The 26060-nt window shown below is 64.3% G+C and carries 22 protein-coding genes; 12 read left to right on the plus strand and 10 right to left on the minus strand.

Going from position 1 to position 26060, the window contains the following annotated elements; genetic code table 11:
• Positions 1-10: 10 nt before the first annotated feature.
• On the minus strand, positions 11-805 hold the full coding sequence (locus ACE3OO_RS07840; RefSeq protein ID WP_374301509.1) for a helix-turn-helix domain-containing protein: 795 nt from the start codon (positions 803-805) through the stop codon (positions 11-13).
• A 139-nt stretch (positions 806-944) separates the two neighbouring features.
• Here ACE3OO_RS07840 and ACE3OO_RS07845 point away from each other — a divergent pair, with 139 nt between their 5' ends.
• Together ACE3OO_RS07845 and ACE3OO_RS07850 are read left to right on the plus strand one after the other, a co-directional pair.
• Positions 945-1922 (plus strand): Bug family tripartite tricarboxylate transporter substrate binding protein, encoded by a 978-nt coding sequence (locus ACE3OO_RS07845; protein ID WP_374301511.1) that lies wholly within the window; start codon positions 945-947, stop codon positions 1920-1922.
• A gap of 35 nt (positions 1923-1957) precedes the next feature.
• Entirely contained in the window at positions 1958-3532 is a 1575-nt protein-coding gene (locus ACE3OO_RS07850) for an alkaline phosphatase family protein (protein ID WP_374301512.1), read from the plus strand.
• A gap of 7 nt (positions 3533-3539) precedes the next feature.
• Here ACE3OO_RS07850 and ACE3OO_RS07855 read toward each other — a convergent pair whose 3' ends face one another.
• Together ACE3OO_RS07855 and ACE3OO_RS07860 are read right to left on the minus strand one after the other, a co-directional pair.
• On the minus strand, positions 3540-4250 hold the full coding sequence (locus ACE3OO_RS07855; protein ID WP_374301513.1) for a hypothetical protein: 711 nt from the start codon (positions 4248-4250) through the stop codon (positions 3540-3542).
• Between the two features lie 74 nt (positions 4251-4324).
• Positions 4325-5026, minus strand: a complete 702-nt coding sequence (locus ACE3OO_RS07860) for a helix-turn-helix transcriptional regulator (protein ID WP_374301515.1) — start codon at positions 5024-5026, stop codon at positions 4325-4327.
• A gap of 113 nt (positions 5027-5139) precedes the next feature.
• Here ACE3OO_RS07860 and ACE3OO_RS07865 point away from each other — a divergent pair, with 113 nt between their 5' ends.
• Positions 5140-5913: a glutathione S-transferase family protein gene (locus ACE3OO_RS07865; protein WP_374301517.1), complete on the plus strand. Its 774-nt coding sequence runs from the start codon at positions 5140-5142 to the stop codon at positions 5911-5913.
• Positions 5914-5919: 6 nt separating this feature from the next.
• Here the strand turns inward: ACE3OO_RS07865 and ACE3OO_RS07870 are convergent, their stop codons facing one another.
• Positions 5920-6534, minus strand: a complete 615-nt coding sequence (locus tag ACE3OO_RS07870; protein ID WP_374301519.1) for a DUF938 domain-containing protein — start codon at positions 6532-6534, stop codon at positions 5920-5922.
• A gap of 284 nt (positions 6535-6818) precedes the next feature.
• Here ACE3OO_RS07870 and ACE3OO_RS07875 point away from each other — a divergent pair, with 284 nt between their 5' ends.
• From ACE3OO_RS07875 to ACE3OO_RS07900, 6 genes are all read left to right on the plus strand, one after another.
• Positions 6819-7118 (plus strand): hypothetical protein, encoded by a 300-nt coding sequence (locus ACE3OO_RS07875; RefSeq protein WP_374301521.1) that lies wholly within the window; start codon positions 6819-6821, stop codon positions 7116-7118.
• 493 nt (positions 7119-7611) lie between these two features.
• Entirely contained in the window at positions 7612-8550 is a 939-nt protein-coding gene (locus tag ACE3OO_RS07880; protein ID WP_374301522.1) for an ABC transporter ATP-binding protein, read from the plus strand.
• The gene (locus ACE3OO_RS07885) at positions 8547-9338 is read left to right on the plus strand and encodes an ABC transporter permease (RefSeq protein WP_374301524.1); all 792 of its coding nucleotides are present in this window, start codon (positions 8547-8549) and stop codon (positions 9336-9338) included. Before ACE3OO_RS07880 ends, ACE3OO_RS07885 begins: the two co-directional genes overlap by 4 nt.
• A gap of 22 nt (positions 9339-9360) precedes the next feature.
• Positions 9361-10380 carry an ABC transporter substrate-binding protein gene (locus tag ACE3OO_RS07890; protein WP_374301525.1) on the plus strand — a complete coding sequence of 340 codons (1020 nt, stop codon included), beginning with the start codon at positions 9361-9363 and terminating at the stop codon, positions 10378-10380.
• 157 nt (positions 10381-10537) lie between these two features.
• The gene (locus tag ACE3OO_RS07895) at positions 10538-11122 is read left to right on the plus strand and encodes a PAS domain-containing protein (RefSeq protein WP_374301527.1); all 585 of its coding nucleotides are present in this window, start codon (positions 10538-10540) and stop codon (positions 11120-11122) included.
• Between the two features lie 27 nt (positions 11123-11149).
• Positions 11150-11737 carry a PAS domain-containing protein gene (locus tag ACE3OO_RS07900; RefSeq protein ID WP_374301529.1) on the plus strand — a complete coding sequence of 196 codons (588 nt, stop codon included), beginning with the start codon at positions 11150-11152 and terminating at the stop codon, positions 11735-11737.
• Between the two features lie 4 nt (positions 11738-11741).
• On the opposite strand, the gene ACE3OO_RS07905 is transcribed toward ACE3OO_RS07900, so the two are convergent.
• Positions 11742-13550 (minus strand): ABC-F family ATP-binding cassette domain-containing protein, encoded by a 1809-nt coding sequence (locus ACE3OO_RS07905; RefSeq protein ID WP_374301531.1) that lies wholly within the window; start codon positions 13548-13550, stop codon positions 11742-11744.
• A 253-nt stretch (positions 13551-13803) separates the two neighbouring features.
• Between ACE3OO_RS07905 and ACE3OO_RS07910 the strand changes: the two genes are divergently transcribed.
• A complete protein-coding gene (locus ACE3OO_RS07910; RefSeq protein ID WP_374301533.1) occupies positions 13804-15693 on the plus strand; it encodes a methyl-accepting chemotaxis protein in 1890 nt (629 codons plus the stop codon).
• Between the two features lie 58 nt (positions 15694-15751).
• Complete coding sequence (locus tag ACE3OO_RS07915; RefSeq protein WP_374301535.1) at positions 15752-16141, plus strand: MAPEG family protein; 390 nt, start codon at positions 15752-15754, stop codon at positions 16139-16141.
• 22 nt (positions 16142-16163) lie between these two features.
• Here ACE3OO_RS07915 and ACE3OO_RS07920 read toward each other — a convergent pair whose 3' ends face one another.
• From ACE3OO_RS07920 to ACE3OO_RS07935, 4 genes are all read right to left on the minus strand, one after another.
• Positions 16164-16439 (minus strand): hypothetical protein, encoded by a 276-nt coding sequence (locus tag ACE3OO_RS07920; RefSeq protein WP_374301537.1) that lies wholly within the window; start codon positions 16437-16439, stop codon positions 16164-16166.
• 143 nt (positions 16440-16582) lie between these two features.
• Complete coding sequence (gene gltB / locus ACE3OO_RS07925; protein ID WP_374301539.1) at positions 16583-21130, minus strand: glutamate synthase large subunit; 4548 nt, start codon at positions 21128-21130, stop codon at positions 16583-16585.
• Positions 21131-21143: 13 nt separating this feature from the next.
• Positions 21144-22589 carry an NAD(P)-dependent oxidoreductase gene (locus ACE3OO_RS07930; RefSeq protein ID WP_374301541.1) on the minus strand — a complete coding sequence of 482 codons (1446 nt, stop codon included), beginning with the start codon at positions 22587-22589 and terminating at the stop codon, positions 21144-21146.
• A gap of 260 nt (positions 22590-22849) precedes the next feature.
• Positions 22850-24064 (minus strand): acyltransferase family protein, encoded by a 1215-nt coding sequence (locus ACE3OO_RS07935; RefSeq protein WP_374301543.1) that lies wholly within the window; start codon positions 24062-24064, stop codon positions 22850-22852.
• Between the two features lie 108 nt (positions 24065-24172).
• On the opposite strand from ACE3OO_RS07935, the gene ACE3OO_RS07940 reads away from it, so the two are divergent.
• On the plus strand, positions 24173-25072 hold the full coding sequence (locus ACE3OO_RS07940) for a LytTR family DNA-binding domain-containing protein (protein ID WP_374301545.1): 900 nt from the start codon (positions 24173-24175) through the stop codon (positions 25070-25072).
• 7 nt (positions 25073-25079) lie between these two features.
• On the opposite strand, the gene ACE3OO_RS07945 is transcribed toward ACE3OO_RS07940, so the two are convergent.
• Complete coding sequence (locus ACE3OO_RS07945) at positions 25080-25952, minus strand: LysR substrate-binding domain-containing protein (RefSeq protein ID WP_374301547.1); 873 nt, start codon at positions 25950-25952, stop codon at positions 25080-25082.
• Between the last annotated feature and the right edge of the window lie 108 nt (positions 25953-26060).

The raw sequence follows: 26060 nt of genomic DNA on the forward strand, positions 1-26060 counted from the left end.
GGAGACGATTTCAAGGCGCCGCGCTTTGGGGGATGCGAGCCGTGATGGCGGCCGCCGCGGCCTGCAGGCGCGACAGATGCGCGGCCACGATCTGCTCCAGCGGCACGGCACCCGCCACCCAGGTCAGGTTGATGGCCGCCAGCACGCGGCGGCCCTGCCGCACCGGCACGGCAATGGCTTCGGCACCGCGGCCGGGCAGCCACCAGCCATAACCCGGCTCGCGCGTGGCATAACCGCGGCGGCGGCATTCCGCCAGTTCCGCCGCGACGGCGGCGCGATTCCGTGCCTTGCGGTCATAGGGATCGTCCGAGTGCCGCAGCCGCGCCAGGATCTCCTCGCGTTCCCCAGCCGGACAGAACGCAAGATAGGCGCAGCCGACGGCACTCATCAGCATATGGACGCGATAGCCCATGCGGCCGCGATTGACCAGAAAGGGTGTCTGTGGCCGGCTGGTTTCGAGGATCTCCATGGCGCCGTCCTTGTAGACCGCGATGTCGGATGGCCACAGCAGCTCGCGGCACAGCCGGTCGAGTTCCGGCGCGGCCTGTTCGGCAATGGCATCATGCTCGCCCAGATCGCGGCCGAAGAAACGCACATTGGCGCTGACGCGGTAGCGCCCGTCGCCCAGCGAGCGGCGGGCCATTCCGCCTTCCTCCAGGGTTTTGAGGATGCGCAGCAGGGTAGGTTTGGAGAGGCCGGTATCGCGATGCAGGTCCTGCAGGCTGGCCGCCGGCTGCTGCTGCAGGGCCTTGAACACCTCCAGGCCACGCGCCAGCGCGCGCACCGATTTCACGCTGTCGGCCATGGTGCCTCCCGCCGGCAGTGTTACACCAGGTGAAACGCTGATGGAAGGTGGTTTTGCTTTCGCCGCGCCGGGATCACCCTGCAGGGTCAAGAGCCGGACGACCGGCCCCCGGGAGAACCGGAGACGAGGGAGGAAACCAATGATCACACGCCGTTCCATGCTGACGCTGACCGCGTCCGCCGCCCTGGCGGGCATGGCCGCTCCTGCGGCCCTGGGCCAGATCGTCGCCCAGCCGATGCGGATCGTCTTTCCCTTCACCGCCGGCGGCTCGGGCGATGCTCTGGCCCGCCTGCTGGCCGACCGGCTGCGCATGGCCTTGGACCAGCCCGTGATCGTCGACAACCGCACCGGCGCGGCCGGGCGCATCGGGGTGCAGGCCGTGACCTCAGCTGCGCCCGACGGCAAGACACTGCTGCTCACGCCGATCGCCCCGGTCACGGTCTACCAGCATGTCTACCGCGATCTCGCCTATGACCCGATCAAGGATCTTGCGCCGGTCTCGCAGGTCAGCACCATGGACTTTGCGCTGGCCGTCGCCACCATGCTGCCGGTGAAGACGCTGAAAGAGCTGGTCGCCTGGTGCAAGGCCAATCCATCGCAGGCCAATTACGGCACCCCCGGCGCCGGCACGCTGCCGCATTTCTTCATGGTGCTGTTCGGTCGCGCCGCCGGCCTCGATCTGCAGCATGTCGGTTACAAGGGATCGGCCGGCGCGCTTTCCGATCTTGCCGGCGGCCAGGTGCCGATGGTGTTGAGCACCACACCCGACGTGATGGGCCTGCACAAGGCGGGCAAGATCCGCGTGATCGCCACTTCGGGCACAGCACGGTCGCCTTTCCTGCCCGATGTGCCAACCTTCATCGAGGGCGGCCACAAGATCCAGGGCGACACCTGGTATGGCCTGTTCGCGCCGGCCGGCACGCCGACCGACATGATCGCGCGCATCAACGGCATCGTCACAGCCGCGCTGAAGACACCCGAGCTGCAGCAGCAGATCACCAACCTCGGCATGCAGCCCACCGGCACCAGCGCAGAGGAGCTGCGCACGATCCAGCAGCGCGATTCCGCTTACTGGGCGCCGGCCGTGGCGGCATCGGGCTTCAAGCCTGACAACTGACACAGCGTTCCTGCCCGGGCTTCATAAAAAAAGACATGACCGTGATCCGCAACATCCTGTTCATCATGGCCGACCAGCTGCGCGCCGATTATCTGTCCTGCGCCGGCCATCCCACCCTGAAGACACCCAATATCGACGGACTGGCGCGGCGCGGCGTGCTGTTCGACCGCGCCTATTGCCAGGCGCCGGTCTGCGGCCCGTCGCGCATGTCCTTCTATACCGGCCGCTACATGACCAGCCATGGCGCGACCTATAACAACGTGCCGCTGCGCGCCACCGAACTCACGCTGGGCGACTACCTGCGGCCGCTGGGCCATCGCGTCGCCCTGGTGGGCAAGACCCATATGAAAGCCGACGAGGCCGGCCTGAATCGGCTGGGCATCGACCCGCGCTCGTCGCTTGGCGTGCTGGTGTCGCAATGCGGCTTCGAGCCCTATGAACGCGATGACGGCCTGCATCCCGACCAGCTGGTCGATCCAGACCTCGCCTATAACCGCTGGCTGCGCGCCAAGGGCTATGACAGCCCCAATCCCTGGCACGATTTCGCCAATGCGGCACAGGGCGCCGATGGCGAAATCCTGAGCGGCTGGTATCTGCGCCATGCCCGGCTGCCGGCGCGCATTCGCGAGGAGGATTCCGAAACACCCTACATGACCGACCGGGCGATCGACTTCATCCGCGAACAGGGCGAACAGCCCTGGTGCCTGCATCTCAGTTATATCAAGCCGCACTGGCCCTATATCGCGCCGGCGCCCTATCACGACATGTATACTGCCGCCGACCTGCCGCCGCCGCGGCGCAGCGAGGCCGAGCGGAACAACCCGCATCCCGTGGTCGCCGCTTTCATGCAGCACGAGGAATCGGTCAATTTCAGCCTCGACGAGGTGCGCGAGACCGTGATCCCCACGTATATGGGGCTGGTCAAGCAGCTTGACGATCATCTCGGCCGCCTGTTCGCCTTTCTTGAGTCAGCAGGTCGAATGGACGACACGCTGATCGTGCTGACCAGCGACCATGGCGATTACCTTGGCGATCATTGGCTGGGCGAGAAGGAACTGTTCCACGAGGAAAGCGTGCGCATCCCGATGATCCTGTATCATCCGGGTCGCGAAGCCGATGCCACGCGCGGCAGCATCGATTCCGCGCTGGTGGAAGCCATCGATCTGGCGCCGACTTTCCTGGAAGCGGCCGGCGGCGTGGCGCAACCGCATCGCCTGGAAGGCCGATCCCTGCTGCCGCGTCTGACCGGCACGCCGACGCCGGATTGGCGCGATGCCGTGTTCAGCGAATGCGATTATGCCTTCCGCCCGGCACGCAGGACTCTGGGCCTGCCGCCAGACCGCGCACGGGCCTGGATGCTGCGCGACGACCGCTGGAAATACATCGCCTATGACGGGTTCCGCCCACAGCTTTTCGATTTACAGCAAGATCCGCATGAATATGCCGACCTGGGCCTGAGCACGGCTCATGCCGGCATCCGCGCCCAACTGGAGGCGCGGCTGACTGACTGGTTGCGGCACCGGCGCATCCGCACGACGATGTCGGATGCCGAGGTCGAGGCACGCACCGGCAGCGCCAAGGGGCGCGGCATCCTGTTCGGCGTGTGGTGAGGCCGCGCTAGGGCTTGCCAGCGGCGGAGGGTTCGCTGTAGGCGACGAAGACCTCGACGGTATAGAGGCGGAAGAACTTGAGATAGCGGATCAGCATGCCAAGCGCGACCATGGCGGCGAACAGCGCCAGCCACAGCTTGGCGCCCACCATCTCCGACCATCCCTGCTGCCACCACAGCCATAATGCGGCTGCCAGAAAGCCGGTCATCGCCATGGCGGCCGTGAAGGCGATGTTGCGGCAAAAGCTGTATAGGCGGATGAAGATTTCCATGCGGCGATAGGTCTGCTCATCGCGTTTGGCGACGGCATAGGCGGTCCAGTACAGCGACTCGGCCTCCTTGACCGGCTTATGCTCGTGCTCCGCCCGCGTGATGATGCGCTGGCGCATGCCCGCGTCCAGTGGCGTGTAGTATTCCATCAATACATTCCGCTGCAACCAGCCGTGTATGCCACGATGGCTCTCACCGAACAGGATCCGCTTCGGCTCGCCAAACAGCCGCGGCACCAGTTTCCGCTCGATGAGATATCCCGCCGGACCGGCGATGATATGGCCAAGCACATAACCGATCGGAATGGTGATCACCGCCTGCGCCACGTTCCAGTTCGCGCCAATCACCCATGTGGTGCCAAACACCTCATCCCAGGCCGCCATCGCTGCAAGGCCGGTGGCGAGATAGGCAAAGACATCGAAATCCGACAGACCGCCCAGCTTGTCCATGACAGCCTCCGACCCTGCGGCATACGTGGATATGCCGGCCGCGTGTCGAATATAGCATGCCTCTGGCGCGGCGCTCACGCCTCGCAGGATGGCCGGCTGCGCTGGGCCTTTTGCCATTTCGCGCGCAGGGCGCTGGGCCGGTCGGGATAACGTTCGTCGAGGAAGCTGGCGCCCAGGACGCGGTCGGTGCGGAAGGTGCGGAAATCGCCACGCAGCTCGCACCAGGCCACGATCATGCGCACGGTGTCGAAATAGCCCACCGTGACCGGCCAGATCACGCGTTTCGTCTCGCGGCCCTGCTCGTCACGATAATTCAGCGCGATCTTGCGACCGGTGCGGATGGCAAGTCGCGTCTGCACCATGTCGATGGCGTCGGGCTGCAGGTTCCAACTCGGCGGCGCGATGGCCGCCGGTTCGGCCGCATAGGGGCGCAGCCGTTCGGGCACCGCCTGGCCGATCTTGGCGATCAGGTCCAGGGCGGCGCGCGCCAGTTCCGGATCGGCGCGGCGCGACACCCATTGCGCGCCGAGCACCGCTGCCTCGATTTCATCCGGCGTGAGCATCAGCGGCGGCAGGTCGAAGCCATGATCCAGCACATAGCCCATGCCGGCCTCACCGCGGATCGGCACGCGCTGGGCCATCAGCGCCGCGATATCGCGATAGACGCTGCGCTTCGAGGTTTCCAGTTCCTGCGCCAATGCCTCGGCCGTCACCGGATGGCGTTTGGCGCGGCGCAGGATCTGCACGATCTGGAACAGGCGGTCGGCTTTTCTCATGGAACAATGTCTATCCGGGCACTGCTGACAGCATGGTGGCAGCAGGGGGTTGCTACAAGCTTTTCCGACGACATCGCGCCGTCGCCTCCCATTTTCAGACCCCCGGAGCCGCCATGACCCATCTGCCGCCCGCTGCCCGCCAACCGATCCGTTTGCATGGCGGCGGCCCCGCCTTCGGCCTGCCCGAGGTGAGCCCCTATACGATGAAAACCGAGATACAGCTTCAGCTGGCCGGGCTGCCCTATGTGCATGTACGTGCCCAGCCGGCGGAATCGCCCAAGGGCCAGCTGCCCTTCATCATCGATGGCGATGCCCCCGACAGCCGGGTGACAGTGGCCGATTCCACCTTCATCCGCAGCTATATCGAACAGAAATACGGCGTCGATCTGGATGCCGATCTGACGGTCGAGCAACGCGCCGTCGCCTGGGCGGTGGAGCGCATGGCGGAAAACCAGCTTGGCTGGGTGATGAATTATTTCCGCTATGCCGACGAAGCGAGTTTCAATCACGGTCCGGCGCGCTGGTATGACGCCGTGCCAGAACCCCGGCGCACCGAACTGCGCCATGACTTGCGCGAGAAGGTAATGGCCAACCTGTTCGCCGTGGGCATCACGCGCCACAGCCATGACGAGATCGTGCTGCTGGGCGCGCGATCGCTGCGCTCGCTGTCCGTGCTGCTGGGCGCCAAACCCTATCTGTTCGGCGTCCGCGCCACGGGCAGCGAGGCCATCGTGTTCGCCCAGCTCGCCAATATCCTCTCGCCATATTTCGACAATGCGCTGCGCCGTCGCGCCGAGGCGTTTGTCAATCTGGTCGATTACGTGGACCGCATGATGGAACGCTTCTATCCGCATTTCGCCTGGCGCGCCTGCCAGAGGGCGGCTTGAGGCATGCTATCCGTTCTTGCGGAAAATCACCGTGAGATTGTTGGCCGGCATCTCGACCACCTGCATCCGCGTGAAACCGTGCCGCGCGGCCAGCGGTGACACTTCGCTGTCGAGGCAGCGCACGCCCCAGTTTGGGTCGCGCGCCTTCAAACTGTCGTCAAAGACGGCATTGGAGGGTGCGGTATGCTGGCCGTGGCGACGGAACGGGCCGTAGAGGATGAGCGGCGCATTCGGCTCGCTTAACAGCCGCGCCGCGCCGGCCACCAGCCCCTCGGCCGCGACCCACGGCGCGATATGGATCATGTTGCAGCAGAGCAGGGCATCGGCGCGCTGCACCGGCCAGTCCGCCGCGGTGACATCGATGCGCAAGGCCGGGCGGATGTTGGTGGCCTTGCTGTCGGCCGCATGGGCATCGATGGAGGGCAGGGCCTCGGCCTCGGAATCGCTGGGCTGCCAGAGCAGCGGCATGAGCTGTGGCGCCATGAAGGCGGCATGCTCGCCGCTGCCGCTGGCGATTTCCAGCAGGAGGCCGTCTTTTGGCAGCACATCGCGCAATACGGCCAGAATGGCCTCGCGGTTGCGCAACGTGGCCGGGGCATGGCGGCGCGGATCGGTGGTCATGGTCTTGTGGCCTCTCCCGGTTCAAGGCTGCGTAACCGGCATCACAGCCCGTGCGACAAAGCGTCCCGCCGGCTGCGATCCCCGATTGACGGCGACGCGATGCGGCGCTTAGACTTCGCTCCATGACCGCGACCTACCGCTTCTGGCATTATTTTACCACCTCCCATACGGGCGGCGCGCTGGTCATTGTCTGAACCATTGCAGCCGCCGAGGTCGGCGGCTTGCAACATCACAAAAGGTCTCCGGCCCGGCGGCTCAGAACCCGGTCCTCAAGGAGACCTCTCATGCAAAGCCCGCAAAATCCTGACCTGAACCCGGCGCCCGAACTCGGCCTGCCGCCTGACCTGAACCTGCCTGAGGTCGCGCTGCAGAAATCGCATCTGGCCGAAGGCGTATCGCTGGCCGAACTCCTGGTGCTGACTGGCCTGGCGGTGAACCGCGAGGCCGCGCGCAAGCTGATCACCCTGGGCGAGACCAGCATCGACGACCGCCTGATCGACAATGCCATGGAGCGCGTGCGTCTCAGCGACGGCGCCATCCGCATCGCCGCCGGCGCCGCCCAGGTGCTGCTGCGCGCGGTGTGAGGACCGACAGAATGGCGCTCTTGCCAATCCAGCCAAATGTACTATATTTGTTCTCAATGCCGCCCCACCCGGCAGAGCAATCGAGAGTGAACGTGCACAATACCGTATGCCGGCCTGGCATTTCCCCCGCTGGACCGGCATACGGGCTTTGTTCCGTAAACGGCGAATTTCGGGCAAAGCCTTCTGAAGGCCTGCCAAAACAGGCCCAAACACCCGGTCCGCGATGATAAACGGCCTCAGGTCGCCATAAGCCGCTACAAGCAAAACGAACCCGAACGAAGCGTAACGAGCATAAACGAACCGAAACGAAGCCAAACGAACACAAACGACGCGTGACGAATACAGGTGAGCCGGAACGGCCCCGCGCGAACCAAAACAAAGGCCCGTATACCCCCTTCCTCGTGTCGCCCCTTTACTGCACCGGCGGCGGCTGGCTACTGTGCCCGTCCCGCTTTTCGTAGGCGCAACAACGATTTTGGGAAGGAAACCGGCCTTGTCCGTTCAGGCCATGCCCTCGGATCACTCCTCGTCTTCCGCCGTCACCGGACCCTCAACCGGGCCCGTCGCTTTCGCCCAGCCCAACCCGGCCGCCCAGGCGGTGCGCTTCGCCGGGCTGGACATCACCTTTCAATTGCAGACCGGCGGCGTGCACCGCGCTGTCTCCGGCATCGATCTTTCGGTGGCGCGCCATGAATTCGTCGCCATCGTCGGCCCCACCGGCTGCGGCAAGTCCACCCTGCTGAATGCAGCCGCCGGCCTGCTGAAGCCTTCCGCCGGCAGCGTGGAAATCCTGGGCGCGCCGCTGGTCGGCCTGAATGGCAAGGCCGGCTATCTGTTCCAGGCCGATGCCCTGATGCCGTGGAAGACGGCGATCGACAATGTGGCCGTGGCGCTGGAGCCGCAGGGCGTGAAACGCGCGGATACGCTGGAGCGCGCGCGGGTCTGGCTGGGCCGCGTGGGACTGAAAAGCTTCACCGACCGCTATCCGCATATGCTGTCGGGCGGCCAGCGCAAGCGCGTGGCGCTGGCGCAGATGCTGATCCGCGATCCGCAGATCCTGCTGATGGACGAACCTTTCGGCCCGCTGGATGCGCAGACCCGGCAGATCATGGGCAACCTGCTGCTGTCGCTGTGGGCCGCCAATGACCAGGCCGGGGACCAGGCCGGGGACCAGGCCGGCGACCGCAAGGCCGTGCTGTTCGTCACCCATGATCTGGAAGAGGCCATCGCCCTGGCCGACCGCGTGATCGTGATGTCGGCCGGCCCGGCCGCAAAGATCGTCGGCGATTTCCGTGTCGAGCTGCCGCGCCCGCGCGACATCGCCGAAATCCGCACCGAGCCGGCCTTTCACCAGATCCACAAGGCAATCTGGGCCAGTCTGCGTGTGGAAGTGCAGAAAACCTATGAGATGAGCGAGGAGGCCCGGTCGTGAAGCGCAGTATCCTGCTCGCACTCCAGGTACTGGTGGGCTTGGCTTTCCTGGTGCTGTGGCATCTGCTCACCACCATTCCCGTGATCGATGGCAAGCCGCTGCTGCCGCCTTTCTTCTTCTCCACGCCGCTGGATGTGCTGGCCCGCACGGCCAAGGATTTCGCCGGCACCGAAATCTGGCGCCACCTGGGCATCACGCTGCTGGAAACCGTGCTGGCCTTTGCCATCGGCGCGCTGGGCGGCATCGTGGTGGGCTTCGCCTTTGCGCGGCGCGCCTTGTTGGCCGCCGTGTTCGACCCCTACGTAAAGGCGGCGAATGCGCTGCCGCGCGTGGTGCTGGCGCCGATCTTTGCGCTGTGGTTCGGGCTTGGCATCTGGTCGAAGGTGGCGCTGGGCTTCACGCTGGTCTTCTTCATCGTGTTCTTCAATGTCTATCAGGGCATCAAGGAGGTCAGCCCCACCGTGCTGGCCAATGCGCGCATGCTGGGCATGAACGAGCGCCAGCTGCTGCGGCATGTCTACTGGCCGGCGGCGCTGACCTGGATGTTCTCCTCGTTGCATACCAGCGTGGGTTTCGCGCTGGTCGGCGCCGTGGTGGGTGAATATCTCGGCTCGGCCGGCGGTCTGGGCTACAAGATCCATGAGGCGGAAAGCGTGTTCGACGTCACCGGCGTGTTCTCGGGCATGCTGATCCTGGCGATCTTCGTGATCGTGATCGATACCGTGGTGACGATGATCGAAAACCGGCTGCTGGTCTGGCGGCCCGACACGGCGGCAAAGACCGTCTGACTTTCAAAACGGAGGAAACGACATGAAGATCAAGATGCTTCTGGCCGCTGCCGCCGCCGTCATGCTGACGGCTGCCGCTGCCCCTGATACTGCGCAGGCCGCGCCGGAAAAGGCCAAGCTGACGCTGGGCGTCGGCGGCAAGCCGCTGCTGTATTACCTGCCGCTCACCATTGCCGAGCAGAAGGGCTATTTCAAAGCCGAGGGCCTGGATGTCGAGATCAACGATTTCGGCGGCGGCGCCAAGTCTCTGCAGGCGCTCGTCGGCGGCAGCGTGGATGCCGTGACCGGTGCCTACGAGCATACTATCCGCATGCAGGAGAAGGGCCAGGACATCCGCGCGGTGATCGAGCTGGGCCGCTTCCCCGGCATCGTGCTGGCAGTGAAGAAGGAACACCAGGGCAAGGTGAAGACCGCCGCCGACCTGAAAGGCATGAAGATCGGCGTCACCGCGCCGGGTTCGTCCACCAACTTCTTCGTCAATTACCTGATCGCCAAGGCCGGGGGCAATTACAAGGACAGCGCCTTCATCGGTGTGGGCGCCGGCGCCGGCGCGGTGGCCGCGATGCAGAAGGGCGAGATCGATGCGATCTCCAACCTCGATCCGGTGATCTCGAAGCTGGAGATGGACAAGAATGTGTTCGTCCTGGCCGACTCGCGTACCGAAGCGGGTACCAAGGCGATCTTCGGCGGGTCGAACCCGGCGGCCGTGCTTTACCTGAAGAACGAATTCATTGAGAAGAATCCGCAGACCACCCAGGCGCTGGTCAACGCCTTCCACAAGGCGTTGGTCTGGCTCGCCACCGCCAAGCCGGAGGACGTGGCTGCGACCGTGCCCGAGGCTTATTACCTGGGCGACAAGCCGCTCTATATCGCGGCGGTGAAAAACTCGATGGAGACTTATTCGCGCACCGGCGTGATCAGCGCCGATGGCATGAAGAGCGCCTTCAACATGCTGGCGCAGTTCGACGAAGCGCTGGCGAAATCCAATGTCGACCTGAACAAGACCTTCGTCGACAAATTCGTCAAGGCTGTGAAGAAATAAAAGCTTCGCCCTATACAGCCTGCAGGCGTGCGGCCGGGGTTAACATCCCGGCCGCTTTTTTATTTGCGCCATTTTTCATTTGCAATTGCCCGATGCCCGGGCGCGCCTATACTGGATGCCGGGTGGATCTGTTCCATGCGCCATGGGGGGGACAGCCATGGAGAATTTCCTTACGCATCTGCCGGGGCCGCTCTCGGTGCCAAGCCGCCGCTTCTTCGCGGTGTGGAACCGCTGGCGCCACGGCCGGCCGCTGCCCGAATACCGCGATGCCGATCTGACCGATCTGGGTGAGTTGGCGCACAACTGCCTGATGCTGGAAATCCGCAGCCGCGACAACATGCCCATCCTGCTGGCCGGCCCCGGCGTCGCCGAGCGGATCGGCTTCGATCCCACTGGCGGCGACTACCTCGACCTCACCACGCCGGAAAACCGCGCCATGCGCGCGGAGCTGGTGCTGGAGCAGATCCTGCAGCCCTGCGGCGCCATGATGTATTATTGGCTGCGTTATCCTGATGAAAGCATACTGCCGGTGGAAGTGGTCTGCGCGCCGTTCTGCCGCGACGGCGCCGCCATTCCGGACCTGATCCTTGGCTGTCTGACGCCGCTGGCCCATGTCACAGTCGATGGCGTGGCCGACCCGGATTCCTATATGATCGCCGACGGCATGCGGTTCATCGATATCGGCTTCGGCATTCCGCCGGCCAATCCGAATGTTCCACGCAGGCTGCAGCATACCCATTAAGGCAGCATACCCATTGAGTGAGTCGCGATGATTGGTTTTCTGGATGCTTTACCCGCGCCGCTGTCGCAGCGGGCCAAGGATTTTTTCGCCCTGTGGGATGAATGCCGTCGCGGCCGCAAGCTGCCGCTGCGCAGCGATATCACCCCGGAAGTGCTGGGCAGCTTTTTCGAGACCTGCGTGCTGCTCGAGCTGCGCGGCCATGACGACATCCGCGTCGCCATGGCCGGCAACACGGTGAATGCCCATCTGGGTTATGACCTGACCGGCTTCAACTATCTTGATCTGACCAGCGCCGAGAACCGCTCCTGGCGCGCGCATCTGACCATCGCCCAGGCCGCCCAGCCCTGCGGCGTGGTGATCTATTACTGGCTGCGCTTCGCCGACGGTTCGGTATTGCCGGTGGAGTTCTGCGGCGCGCCCTATTGCGAGGATGGCGTCGAAGAGGCCAGCCTGATCCTGTGCTGTGCCACCGGCCTGGCCAAGACCGACATGCGCGGCCTGCCGATGGACCCCGATTCGTATGAGGAAGGCGACGGCATGCGGTTCATCGACTTGGGCTTCGGCGTGCCGCCACTGGTGCCAAGCCAGCGCCAGGCCGCGCGGCCGGTGCAGTGAAGCCCTAGCCTTCCAGTTCCTCTCGCAGCATTTCCAGCTCCAGCCACTGGTCTTCTGCCGCGGCCAGTTCTGAGGTTGCTTTTTCCAGCCCGGCGCTGGCGGCCTGGAATTTCGCCGGGTCGCGGGAGAAGAGTTGCGGGTCGTTCAGCGCCGCCTGGTGTTTGGCGATTTCGGCCTGCAAGTCGGCCATGCGCTTGGGCAGGGTCTCCAACGCGTGCTTTTCCTTGAAGCTGAGCTTGCGTTTCGGCGCGGCGCGCGGCGCTGACGGCGCAGAGGTGTCTTCCGCCTCGGCTTTCTTCTGCACCGGTGCGGCCTTCGCCTGCACGCCAGATCCGCGCTGGGCCACCATGTCGGAATAACCGCCGGCATAAAGCTGCCACCGTCCCTGGCCCTCGGATGCCAGAACAGATGTGCAGACACGATCAAGGAAATCGCGGTCGTGGCTGACCAGCAGCACGGTGCCTGGATAATCGGCCAGCATTTCCTGCAAGAGATCGAGCGTTTCAAGATCGAGATCGTTGGTCGGCTCGTCGAGCACCAGCACGTTGGAAGGCTTGCTGAGCGCGCGGGCCAGCATCAGGCGCCCGCGTTCGCCGCCCGAGAGGACACGCAAAGGCGTGCGCGCCTGTTCCGGCGTGAACAGGAAATCCTTCATGTAGCTCATCACATGACGCGGCTGGCCGTTGATGGTCACCTTGTCGCTGCCGCCGGCCAGCGCGTATTGCAGCGTCATTTCGGGATCCAGCGCATCGCGCTTCTGATCCAGCGCCACCAGTTCCAGATTCATGCCCAGCCGCACGCTGCCCGCATCGGGCTTGAGCTTGCCGGTGAGGATATTGAGCAGCGTGGTCTTGCCGGCACCGTTCGGCCCGATGATGCCAAGCCGGTCACCGCGCTGGATTTTCAGCGACACATCCTGCAGCACCACCTGATCGCCCCAGGCCTTGGAAATGCCCTTGGCCTCGACGATCAGCTTCGACGAGGTTTCGGCCTCTGAAACCGTGAGCGTGACACTGCCGGCCACCTTGCGCTGTTCGCGGCGATCCTTGCGCAGATCCTGCAGCGCGCGCATGCGGCCCATGTTGCGCTTGCGCCGGCCCGATACGCCGTGGCGCACCCAGTCGAGCTCGGCGACGATCTTGCGGTCCAGCTTGTGGCGTTCGGTTTCTTCCTGCTCCAGCAATGCATCGCGCCAATCCTCGAAGGCCGCGAATCCCTGGTCCAGCCGCCGCGTGGCGCCGCGATCGAGCCAGATGGTGGCGCGGGTGAGATTGGAGAGGAAGCGCCGATCGTGGCTGATCAGAACCAGCGCCGAGCGGATGCGTTTCAGCTCGGCTTCCAGCCATTCGATGGCAGGCAGGTCGAGATGGTTTGTGGGTTCGTCCAGCAGCAGGATATCGGGCTCGGGTGCCAGCACGCGGGCCAGGGCGGCGCGGCGGGCTTCGCCGCCCGATAGCGTCCTCGGATCTTCCGCGCCGGTGAGGCCCAGCGCTTCGAGCAGGGTGCGGGCGCGATGAGCGTCGTCGCCCGGCATCAGTCCGCCGAGCACATAGGAGAGCGTGTCGGAGAAGCCGGAGAGATCGGGTTCCTGCGGCAGGTAGCGCATGGTGGTGCCACTCTGCACCACGCGGTCGCCGCTTTCCGGCTGCACCATGCCGGCCGCCACCTTCATCAGGGTGGACTTGCCCGAGCCGTTGCGGCCGACCAGGCAAAGCCGGTCGCCCGCCTGCACCGACAGTTCGGCACCGTCCAGCAAAGGCTGGCCGCCGAAGGTGAGGTGGATGTCGCGCAGAATCAGGAGCGGTGGCGCCATGGCAATCCTTCAATCAGGCCAGGGTGATAGCAACCCCGTGCGGCGGCGGGAAGGATTGGGATGGCCGGAATGGCATGGACTCACTACGTCATCAGTACACACACTATTTTTGTGGGGATTTGTGTTTCTACCATCAGTTACCGGAAAATAACTGATGCAGCTGGTGAGGGTGTCCTAAAACACATCCCGTTACCCCCGTTCCTGAAAATTTCAGACCTTTTCAGCCATATCCCCTGAAGGAGGGGGTAGCGACATGAAGAATTTGCGCCTGGCGCCCCGCTTCTGGATCATCCTTGGCATCAGTGTGATCGGCCTGCTGCTGGTAGGCGCCCTGGGTCTGAACCGGCTCCACACCGTCCTGCTGGAAGACCGCATGATGAAGACGCGCAACCTTGTCGAGGTGGCGCATGGCGTGATCCTGCGTTACCACGGCCGCGCCCAGGCCGGCGAACTGAACGAGGCCGATGCCAAACGACTCGCCCTCGCCGATCTTGAGGCCCTGCGCTACGACGAGAAGGAATATTTCTGGGTCAACGATATGGGCCCGGTGATGGTGATGCATCCCTTCTCCAAACAGCTGGTCGGCAAGGATCTGAGCGAAAACAAGGACCCGAACGGCAAGCGGCTGTTTGTTGAATTCGTCAATGTGGTGAAGAAGGACGGCGCCGGTTATGTCGATTACCTCTGGCCCAAGCCTGGTCTCGACAAACCCGTGCCGAAGATTTCCTACGTGAAGGGCTTCGCACCCTGGGGCTGGGTCGTCGGCACCGGCATCTATATCGACGACGTCGATGCGATTTTCCGGATGCAGCTGATTACCAATGGCAGCATCATCGTTGTTGTCATCCTGTTGCTGGTGGGTCTGAGCTGGGTCATGGTGCGCAGTATCAGCCTGCCCTTGGCTGCACTGACAAACACGCTGGGACGCCTAGCCAAGCGCGATTGGCAGGCCGACGTGGCCGGCCAGGATCGCGGCGACGAGGTTGGCGATATCGCCCGCGCCGTCAGCGTGCTGAAGGAAAACGGCATTGAGGCCGACCGCCTGCAAGGCGAGATAGAGACCGAGCGGAAGCGCAACGAGGAAGCCCGCGTCGCACAGGAAGCAGCCCTTGACCGCGCCATCGGCCAGGTGGTGAGCGCGGCTTCGGCCGGCGAACTGGGCCAGCGCATCGATACATCCACGCTGGCCGGTGTGACCGCCAAGATCGGCGGGCAGATGAACAGCCTGCTGGATACGCTGAGCGATGCCATCGCCAATGTGCAGACCGCCGTGGCCGGTCTGGCCAAGGGCGACCTGCGCAGCCGCATGCAGGGCCGCTATCAGGGCGTGTTCGCCAACCTGCAATCCGACCTGAACAGCATGGCCGACACCCTGACCGGCGTGGTGCAGAACATCACCAATGCCGTCGAGGCGCAAAGCAGCGCGGCGGCCGAGATCTCGACCGGCAGCCAGGATCTGGCCAGCCGCACCGAGCAGCAGGCGGCCGCGCTGGAAGAAACCGCAGCCTCCATGCATGAAGTGACGACGACAGTGAAGCAGAATGCCGACAACGCCCAGGCCGCCAATCAACTGGCCGTCGCCGCGCGCGACACGGCAGAGAAGGGCGGCAATGTAGTGAACGATGCCGTCGCGGCCGTCAGCCAGATCGAAACCAGCGCGCAGAAGATCGCCGATATCGTCTCGCTGATGGATGAAATCGCCTTCCAGACCAACCTGCTGGCGCTGAATGCCAGCGTGGAGGCGGCGCGGGCTGGTGAAGCCGGCAAGGGCTTTGCGGTCGTTGCGCAGGAAGTGCGCGCACTGGCGCAGCGTTCGGCCAATGCGTCGAAAGACATCAAGGCGCTGATCACCGAGTCGAATGCTCAGGTCAAGACCGGCGCAGCCCTGGTGAATCAGGCCGGCAGCTCGCTGACCGAGATCGTCACGGCGATTAAGAAAGTGAGCGACATCGTGGCCGAGATCGCCGCCGCTTCGCGCGAACAGGCCACCGGCCTGGAAGAGGTGAACGTCGCCGTCGGCAACATGGACGAGATGACCCAGCGCAATGGCGCACTGGTGGAACAGACCTCGGCCTCCGCGCAATCGCTGTCAGCCCAGGCGCGTGAATTGTCGAAACTGGTCGGATTCTTCCGCACCGCCTAGCCAAGCCGGCACTTTTGCGAGATCATGGCAGGCAACGCGATAGGAATCGGAGCCTGCCATGACAACCGACTTGACCATGCTGATCGCCAGCGCCGTGCTCTGCCTGCTGCTGGCTTTCCCCTATACGCTCGGCTTCATTTTCAGCCGCGGCCTGTTCGTGGTGGCCGGCAACCGCGAAGACTTTCCGCCCGGCCATGGCTGGATCGGCCGCGCCCATCGCGCCCATCTCAACATGGTGGAAAACCTGGTGCCTTTCGCCGTCCTGGTGCTGGCGGCGGCGGTGACGAACAAGGCCGATGCCTGGACCGCGCTGGGCGCCCAGGTGTTTTTCTACAGCCGCGTGGCGCATGCCGTGGTCTACACCATCGGCGTGCCGTGGCTGCGCACACTGGCCTATGCCGGCGGGTTGGCCGGTATGGCCATGGTGCTGTACGGCATCGTGACCTGAGGCGTGCTACCAAAACTCCGGATCAACCCGGGTTTACCTTGCAGGTCTGGCCTACGGTGATGGTGGCTGTTTTCGGCGCCACCGACTGGCGGCAGCGCATGCGACGTGCGGCGGCATCGTAGATTTCCACCACGATGCCATCGGGCTTGCGCGGGATGTAGCAATCGCGCTGGCCCGGTTTGATCTCTTTCACATAGATCGGCATCGGCGGGCCGCCGGCCTGGATCACGATGTTACCACCGGTCTCGTTCACCACGCAGAAGGCGAAGGCGGGCGAGGTTAGCAGACAACCGAGCATGACAAGGCTGAACAGGCGCATGGCCCGAAGATAGGCCGGACTGGTTTATGAAACAAAAACGCCGCCAGATTTTATCTGGCGGCGTTTCCGCTTCCCTGGAACCCGGCCGATTGGGGCAGGCCGGAACCAGAAGCCTGTATGGCTTACGCGCGCTTTTCTACGCTGGCCGCCGGCGCATCCGACAGCGGATGCTCCAGCCGCGACACCATTTCCTTCGGGCAGACCTGCCAGATCCTGGCCTTCACCGCATCCCAGTCGGCGAACAGGTTGGAGGCATAGACCGACTGGGTCTCGCGGATATGCTCGTCGATCATGCCGCGCAGCACACCTTCCCAGTAACTGGAGGCGAGCCGCTGATAGACAACGCTCTCGTCGTTGATGGCGATCGGCAGCATATCCTCGGGATCGTAGACGAAGGCCATGCCGCCGGTCATGCCGGCGGCGAAGTTATCGCCCACGCTGCCCAGGATAGCGACGCGGCCGCCGGTCATGTATTCGCAGCCGTTTGAGCCGCAGCCCTCGATCACCGCGACCGCGCCCGAGTTGCGCACGGCGAAACGCTCGCCGGCCTGACCCGCGGCGAACAGCTTGCCACCGGTGGCGCCGTAGAGCACCGTGTTGCCGATGATGGTGTTTTCGTTGGTCTTGGCCACCAGCGGCGAAGACGGCGAAGGCCGCACCACGATCATGCCGCCCGACAGACCCTTGCCGACATAGTCGTTGGCATCGCCGAAGACTTCCAGCTTGAGACCCTGCACGGCAAAGGCGCCGAGCGACTGGCCGGCCGAACCGGTGAGGCGCACGGTGATATGGCCGGGCTTGAGCCCCGTCATGCCGAACTTGCGCACCAGATGCGACGACAGCCGCGTGCCGATGGCGCGATGGGTGTTCCGGATATTGTAGGCGAGCTGCATCTTCTCGCCATGGCTGAACACCGGCGCGGCATCGCCCAGCATCTGGGCATCCAGCGTGTCGGGCACCTCGTTGCGGCCTTCCAGGGTGCAATGGCGCGCATGGTCGCCGGTATCGGCCTGGGCCAGGATCGGGTTGAGGTCAAGGTCGTCGAGATGCGCGCCGCCGCGGCTGACCTGGGTGAGCAGGTCGGTGCGGCCGATGATCTCGTTCAGCGACTTCACGCCCAAGGCGGCGAGGATTTCGCGCACCTCCTCGGCGATGAAGCTGAACAGGTTGACGACTTTCTCCGGCGTGCCGGTGAACTTCTTGCGCAGGGCGTCATTCTGCGTGCAGATGCCGACCGGGCAGGTATTCGAGTGGCACTGGCGCACCATGATGCAGCCCATCGCCACCAGGGCCGCCGTGCCGATGCCGTATTCCTCGGCGCCCAGCATGGCGGCGATGACGATGTCGCGGCCCGACTTCAGCCCGCCATCGGTGCGCAGCTTCACGCGATGCCGCAGCTTGTTCAGCGTCAGAACCTGGTTGACTTCGCTCAGGCCCATTTCCCACGGCGTGCCGGCATACTTCACCGACGTTTGCGGGCTGGCACCGGTGCCGCCGACATGGCCCGAGACCAGAATCACGTCGGCCTTGGCCTTGGCGACGCCGGCCGCGATCGTGCCGATGCCGGCTTCCGACACCAGCTTCACGCACACTTGCGCATCGGGATTGATCTGCTTGAGATCGTAGATGAGCTGCGCCAGATCCTCGATCGAATAGATATCGTGATGCGGCGGCGGCGAGATCAGCATCACGCCCGGCGTCGAATGGCGACGCTTGGCGATCAGCTCGGTAACCTTGAAGCCGGGCAGCTGGCCGCCCTCGCCGGGCTTGGCGCCCTGGGCGACCTTGATTTCCAGTTCGCGGCAGTTGTTGAGATATTCCGCCGTCACGCCGAAGCGGCCCGAGGCCACCTGCTTGATCGCGGAATTGGCGTTGTCGCCATTGGGGCGCGGCTTGAAATTCTCCGGTGCTTCGCCGCCTTCGCCGGAATCCGACTTGGCGCCGATGCGATTCATCGCAATCGTCAGCGTTTCATGCGCCTCGGGGCCGAGCGCGCCGAGCGACATGCCCGGTGTGATGAAGCGCTTGCGGATTTCCGTCACGCTTTCCACCTGCTCGATGGGCAGCGGAGTGGTGGCCGGCTTGATTTCCAGCAGGTCGCGCACCGAAATAGGCGGCAGGTCGCGCAGGCCGGCGGTGTATTTCTTGAACAGGGCGTAGTTCTCCGTGCCCACCGCCGTCTGCATCATGTGGATCAGGTTGGCTTCCCAGGCATGGGCCTCGCCGCCGCGGCGGTATTTGTAGATGCCACCCACGGGAAGCGCCGTCACATCCGAGCGGAAGGCCCGCTCGTGCAGCGCCAGCACCTTCTTCTGGATGCCGATCAGGCCGATGCCGGAAATGCGCGAGGGCATGCCGGGAAACAGGTCGGCCACCAGCGAGCGGGACAGGCCGAGCGCCTCGAAATTGTAGCCGCCGCGATAGGAGCTGATCACCGAGATGCCCATCTTGGACATGATCTTGAGCAGACCGCCATCGACCGCTTCCTTGAAGCGGCTGATGGCTTCGTCTGCCGTCAGCTTGCCGAGCAGGCCGCGATTGACGCGGTCGACCAGGCAGGCTTCGGCCAGATAGGCGTTCACCGTGGTGGCGCCAACGCCGATCAACACGGCGAAGTAATGCACGTCGAGGCACTCGCCCGAGCGCACGGTGAGCGAGGTGAACGTGCGCAGGCCCTGGCGCACCAGATGGCTGTGCACCGCGCCCGTGGCCAGGATCATCGGCATGGCCGCGCGCTGGGCATTCACGCCCTCGTCGGTCAGCACGATATGGGCGGCGCCGCCGCGCACGGCATTCTCGGCCTCCGCCCGCACGCGCCTGATGGCGTCGCGCAAAGCGCCCTCGCCGCCATCGACCGGGAAGGTGCAGTCGATCCGCGCCGTGGTCTTCTCGGCGTATTTGATCACCTTGGCCAGGTCGGTATTGGACAGGACCGGGCTCTCCAGCAGCAGGATGGCGATCTGCCTGGCATCCTCGTCCAGCACGTTGGTCAGGTTGCCCATGCGGGTGCGCAGGCTCATCACCCGCTTTTCGCGCAGGCTGTCAATCGGGGGATTGGTGACCTGACTGAACTGCTGGCGGAAGAAATGGTGCAGGCCGCGATACTGTTCCGACAGTACCGCGATCGGCGTATCGTCGCCCATCGAGCCGACCGCTTCCTTGGCATCTTCGGCCATCGGATGCAGGATCAGCTCCATGTCTTCCAGCGTAAGGCCGAAATTGAGCTGGGACCGACGCAGCTCGTCCTTGGAGAAGGTCTTGGCGACCGTGCTGGCATCCTTGATCTTGTCGAGGGTGACGATGTTCTTCACCCACTCGCCATAGGGGTGCTCGGCGGCCAGCTTGTCCTTGATCTCGCGGTCGAGATACATACGGCCCTTCTTCAGGTCCACCGCGATCATCTCGCCGGGGCCAACACGGCCCTTCTTCAGCACCTTGTGCTCGGGCACCGTGACCATACCGGTCTCGGAGCCGACGATCAGCAGGTTGTCGGTGGTCATGGTATAGCGCACCGGGCGCAGGCCGTTGCGGTCCAGGCCGGCGATGGCCCAGCGGCCGTCGGTGGCGCAGATCGCCGCCGGGCCGTCCCAGGGCTCCATGATCGAGTTGCAATAGGCATAGAGGTCGCGGTGCGATTGCGGCATCAGCGGCTTGTTGGAGGCCGATTCAGGAATCAGAAGCGTCTTGACCATCGGCGCGACGCGGCCGGCGCGCACCAGCACCTCGAACACCGCATCCAGCGCGGCGGAGTCGGACGAGCCCGACTGCACGATCGGCTTGATGTCGTCGGACAGATCACCGAAAGCCTCGGAGGCCATCTTGATCTCGTGGCTCTTCATCCAGTTGACGTTGCCGCGCAGCGTGTTGATCTCGCCGTTATGGGCGAGCATGCGGAAAGGCTGCGCCAGCCGCCAGGTGGGGAAGGTGTTGGTGGAATAGCGCTGGTGATAGATGGCAAAGGTGCTGACGAAGCGTTCGTCCTGCAGATCGGGATAGAAATAATCGATCTGCTCGGCCAGGAACATGCCCTTGTAGATCACGCTGCGGCAGGAGAGCGAGCAGATGTAGAACTCGCTGATATGGGCGGCCAGCACCTGCTTCTCGATGCGGCGACGGATCAGGAACAGGTCGCGCTCGAAGGCGTTGTCGTCCTTGGCCAGGCGGTTCTCGATCAGCACCTGTTCGATCTCGGGCCGCGTGGCATTGGCCTTTTCGCCAATGATGGTGGCGTCCACCGGCACCTGGCGCCAGCCATAGATGCCATAGCCAAAGTCGAGGATCGCCGTCTCGACGATGGTGCGGCAGGTTTCCTGTGCGGCCAGATCGGTCTTGGGCAGGAACACCATGCCAAGGCCCAGCTTGCCCTCGCCCGGCTCGAAGCCCGAGCGGCGCACATGCTCGCGGAAGAAATCCTGCGGGATCTGCACATGGATGCCGGCGCCGTCGCCGGTCTTGCCGTCGGCGTCCACCGCGCCGCGATGCCACAAGGCCTTCAGCGCCTGGATGCCGGCCGCCACCACGCGGCGATGCGGCGCGCCATCCAGGGATGCGATCAGGCCGACGCCGCAGGCGTCATGCTCTTCCTCCGGCCGGTACATGCCGGTCTCGGCCAGGTGCTTGGCGGTATCCTGCCACTGCTCGACGTAATTCTGCTTCATCATGTCGGTCATGTCAGGGCACTCCTTACTCTGCGGCCTGCGCGGCGGGCTGCGCCTTGGCCTGGATATACTGGTGAATGGCCGCGGCCGCATCGCGGCCGTCGCGGATCGCCCAGACCACGAGGCTGGCGCCGCGCACGATGTCGCCAGCGGCAAACACGCCGGGCATCGACGTCATCTTGCTGCGGGCCGAAATCTTCACGGTACCCCAGCGGGTGGTTTCCAGATGCGGCGCCTTGAAATGCTGCGGCAATTCTTCCGGATCGAAACCCAGCGCCTTGATCACCAGATCGGCGGGCTGATCGAAATCGGCGCCTTCGATCTCCACCGGCATCTGGCGGCCCGAGGCATCGGCGGGGCCGAGCTTCATGCGGCCGGCATGCACGGCGGTGACCTTGCCCTCGCCGCGGAAGCTCTTGGGCAGCGACAGCCAGACGAATTCGACGCCTTCTTCCTCGGCGTTCTTCACTTCGCGCATCGAGCCCGGCATGTTGGCCTTGTCACGGCGATAGAGGCAATGCACGGCGGTCGCGCCCTGGCGGATCGCGGTGCGCACACAATCCATCGCGGTATCGCCACCGCCGATCACGACGACTTTCTTGCCCTTGGCGTTGAGCTGGCCGTTCTCAAACTCCGGCACCTTGTCGCCCAGGCCATGCTTGTTGCTGGCCGTCAGATAGGTCATCGCCGGCACGATGTTGCTTAGACCCGAACCCGGCGCCTGAATGTCGCGAGCCTTGTAGACGCCGGTGGCGATCAGCACGGCATCGTGCCTCTTGCGCAACTCGTCCAGCGTGGCGTCGCGGCCGACCTCGAAATTCATGTGGAACTGCACTCCGGCCTCGGCCAGCAGCTTGCTGCGGCGCTCGACGACATCCTTCTCCAGCTTGAAATTCGGGATGCCGTAGATCAGAAGGCCGCCGGGGCGGTCATACCGGTCGTAGACATGCACGGCATAACCCAGCCGGCGCAGCTTGTCGGCGGCAGCCAGTCCGGCCGGACCGGCGCCAACGATGCCGATGCTCTGAGGGCGTTCGGCATGCACCGGCTTGGGCGCCTTCACCCAGCCCGAGGCCCAGGCGGTTTCGGTGATGTATTTCTCGATGGCGCCGATGGTGACGGTGCCATGGCCCGACTGCTCGATCACGCAGTTGCCTTCGCACAGGCGATCCTGCGGGCAGATGCGGCCGCAGACTTCGGGGAAGGTGTTGGTGGCCTGGCTCAGCTCATAGGCTTCTTCCAGCCGGCCTTCGGCCGTCATGCGCAGCCAGTCGGGGATATTGTTGTGCAGCGGGCAATGCACCTGACAGAACGGCACGCCGCATTGCGAGCAGCGCGAGGCCTGTTCGCCCGCCTTCTGGGCGGCGAATTCCCGATAGATCTCGTCGAAATCCTTGGCGCGGTCCGCCGCCATGCGCTTTTCCGGCATGGCCTGGGCGGTCTGCACGAATTTCAGCATCTTCTCGGCCATGGCGCTTCCTCGACTCAAAGCTTCCCGGGGACGGGACACAGGGAACAGGGACACCCCGGGCGGCAGGCGCAATGACTGAAGACGCAAAGAACCAATCGCTGGGGCGGAGGGCAACATTTATTGCCTGCTGTCGCCGCAATCAAGCAAAAAATGGACGATAGGTCATGTTTGTTGACCTTTTTCTGGAGACAGCCCCGGTTTTATAGGCCTGCGAATGGCTCTCAGGTCATCCGGGACTCGAAGAAAGGTCCGAAATGATACTAACTTCTGTATAAAATATTGATATTAAAGGAAGGTACGAGAGTAGGTCCATTCGCCAGGCCGAACCACGGCCTGAGCCAGCCGATCCGCCGGATCACTTCGTATCCCAGCCAGCAGGCCAATAGCGTGACCGGCACCAGGATCATCCCCTCCGCCCAGGCTGGCAGGGCGAGCCCGGTCAGATGATGGCCGGCCACCACGATCACCGTCTGGTGCAGGATGTAAAAGGGGAAGACGGCCTGGGTCAGATAACCCCGGGCGGGGTGGTCGAAAGCCAGCAGCCGCCGCGCGAATCCCAGCAGCATGAGGATCCAGGCCCAGAGGTCGAAAGCCCAGAGCAGGCTGCGCCAGGGCGTGAGGGCTGGATTGCCTTCCAGCATGAACCACACCAGCCCGCCATAGCAGAGCATAGCCATGCCCAAGGCGACCCAGCGCAACCGTTCGATGGCTGACCAGACCGCGTCGGCCTTGGCGATGCCATAGCCGAACAGGAACAGCGGCAGATAGACGGCATGCAGGTACCAGTCGTCGACCAGCGCATGGGTTTCACCAAACAGCGGCCGCAGCCAGAGGCGAATTGCCGTGATGAGCAGCGGCGGGGCAAGCAGGAGTGCTGTGCCATTGAGCCGATCGGCCAGCCAGCCAGCGATGCGGCGCACCGGTGTCGACAGCAGCATCGGCCGCAGCAGAATCACCATCATGCTGTAGACCCACAGATAGGCGACGAACCAGAGGTGATTCCAGGTGGGCACGATCAGCGGCCTGCCACCCGGCCGCCAGCCATCGTGAAAGGCGATATAGTTCACGTAAAAGGCCAGCCAGCCGTCTTGGAAGCCCAGTTTTTCGACGATCTCGTAATAGGTCTGCGGCGGCACGATCACCAGCATGCCGAAAACCAGCGGCAGCAGCAGGCGCTGACTGCGGCTTTTCAGCATCGTGGCCCGATCCAGCCGGTCGGCCATGAAGCGTGTGGCGCAGCCGGCGATCAGGAACAGCAGCGCCAGCCGCCATGGACTGGTCAGCAGCATCAACGGCTGCAGGCCAAGTGGATCTCCTGGGCCGGCATGGGCACTTTTCACATGCCAGTCCCACGAGACGAAAAACATGCCGATGTGATAAAGGATCAACAGCCCGAAGGCGCCGATGCGTAGCCAGTCGAGGTCGTAGCGGCGCGTTTGTAACGATGCGATTTCCCGGCCCGAGGACATGGTCATCAACAACTCCAGCGACATTGCAGTGCCGACCGGTGTGTCACACGGTCCCTGCCGCGCAAATGCCGACGGGACGAATGGACGGCTGGCCGACACGAACCGCGGAATGCCATGACCGCGCCGGTGACGAATGGCGGGCCACCCGGGATGAATGGCGTGACGAACGGCGACAGAACTGCAATGTCGGAAATCCGCGCTTTCCGCTTTCCGCTATGGATGTGGATCGCCTATGCCGGCATCCTGCTCGCCGTGGCGGCCCTGGTCGGTTCGTCCTACTGGATCGAGGCCGGTCGCGTCGGGCTCGATATCCCGCTGGGGCATATCGTCACCAACGAATTGACCAGCATCGTGATCGTCTTTGCCGTCACGCCGCTGGTATTTGCCTGGACGGCGCGGCTGGACCCGCGCCGGATCGGCTGGCCGCGCGCGTTGTTGGGCCACGGCGCCGGCATGATCGCCTTCGGCGCGGCGCATATCGGCGGCATGACTCTGCTGCGGCTGGCGCTCTATCCGCTGTTCGGCGGCTCATACGACCTGGGCGAAGACCCGCTGGTGACCGGCCTGATCTATGAAGGCCGCAAGGATGCGCTGGCCTATATCGCCATGGCCGTCGGCGCCTGGCTGCTGGCGGCGGCCCTGCGCAAACCGGCGACGATTGTCGAACAGGCGGCGCAGGCAGGCCAGCAGGCAGTCCGGCGACTGGAAATCCGCGATGGCGCGCGCCGCGTCTGGCTCGATCCGGCCGATATCCTGTGGATAGAAGCAGCCGGCAATTATGTCGAGCTGCAACTGGCCGACCGCAGCTGGCTGCAACGGCAAACGCTCGCGGCGCTGGAAGAACAACTGGCGGATCACGGCTTCGTGCGCATCCATCGCTCGCGGCTGGTGAACCGCCACCGCGTGCGCGGCATCGTCAGCAATGACAGCGGCGATTTCACCGTGACGCTCGATGATGGCCGGCAGATCGCCGGCGGCCGGCGCTGGCGCGATGCACTGCTGCAGGCCGGATGATCATGGCTTACTGCGTGCCGTGCTCCAGTTCTCGGACGATATAGTCACGCAACCGCTCAGCCGGCGCGGAAAGCTGTGGCGCGGCGATTAGCGCGATTTCGGTATCGGCCAGCACCGGCAGTCCGAGCATCTCGTCGTTGAGCACTGTCAGGTCGGTTGGCACCATGGCCTTGGGCAGCACGGTGAGACCGAGGCCCGCGCGTACGGCGGCGTGATTGCCGGTCAGCGAACCGCAGGTATAGGCGATGCGCCAGGAACGGCCCTCTGAATCGAGGGCGTCGGTGGCGCGCTTGCGGTACACACAGGGACGAGGAGAGACAACAAGCGGAAGCGGATCGGCGGTTTCGGCCACCGCGCGGCTGGCCGCGACCCACACCAGCGGTTCGCGCCAGACCCGCACGCCGCCGAGATGCCCCATCGGCTCGCGTTTCACCAGCGCCAGATCGAGGCCGCCGGCATGAAAGCGCTCGAGCAGCTCCAGCGTCAATTCACAGGTGACCTCCAGCGCCACCCTCGGATGGCTGCGGGAAAAACGTGCGAGCACATTGGGCAGATGGCTGGTGGCAAAATCCTCCGGCGCGCCGAGCCGCACCAGGCCGGAGAGTTCGGGCTCGCGCAGGCGGGCGAGCAGTTCGTCATTGAGGCTGAGAATCCGGCGCGCGTGGTCGAGGATCAGTTCGCCCTCGCTGGTCAGCACCACCCGGCGCGGATTGCGATCAAGCAGGCGCACGCCCAGCCGCTCCTCCAGGCGCTTGATCTGCAGCGACACGGCCGACTGGCCCCGCAGCAGCCGTTCGGCGGCCTGCGAAAAGCCGCCGCATTCGACCACCGCCACAAAGGCGCGCAGCAGGTCGGGATCAATATGCGACGGCAGGGTCATCCGGCGACTCATATCATTGAGTTTCTCAATATTTGATCTTTTTATTATCAATTTCAACAATGATATGTGCCCCGGTAGGGTGCCGCTCCGTCAGATCCGCCGTCATAA

Origin of the sequence: Ferrovibrio sp. (assembly GCF_041906005.1) — a bacterium.
Classification (GTDB): domain Bacteria; phylum Pseudomonadota; class Alphaproteobacteria; order Ferrovibrionales; family Ferrovibrionaceae; genus Ferrovibrio.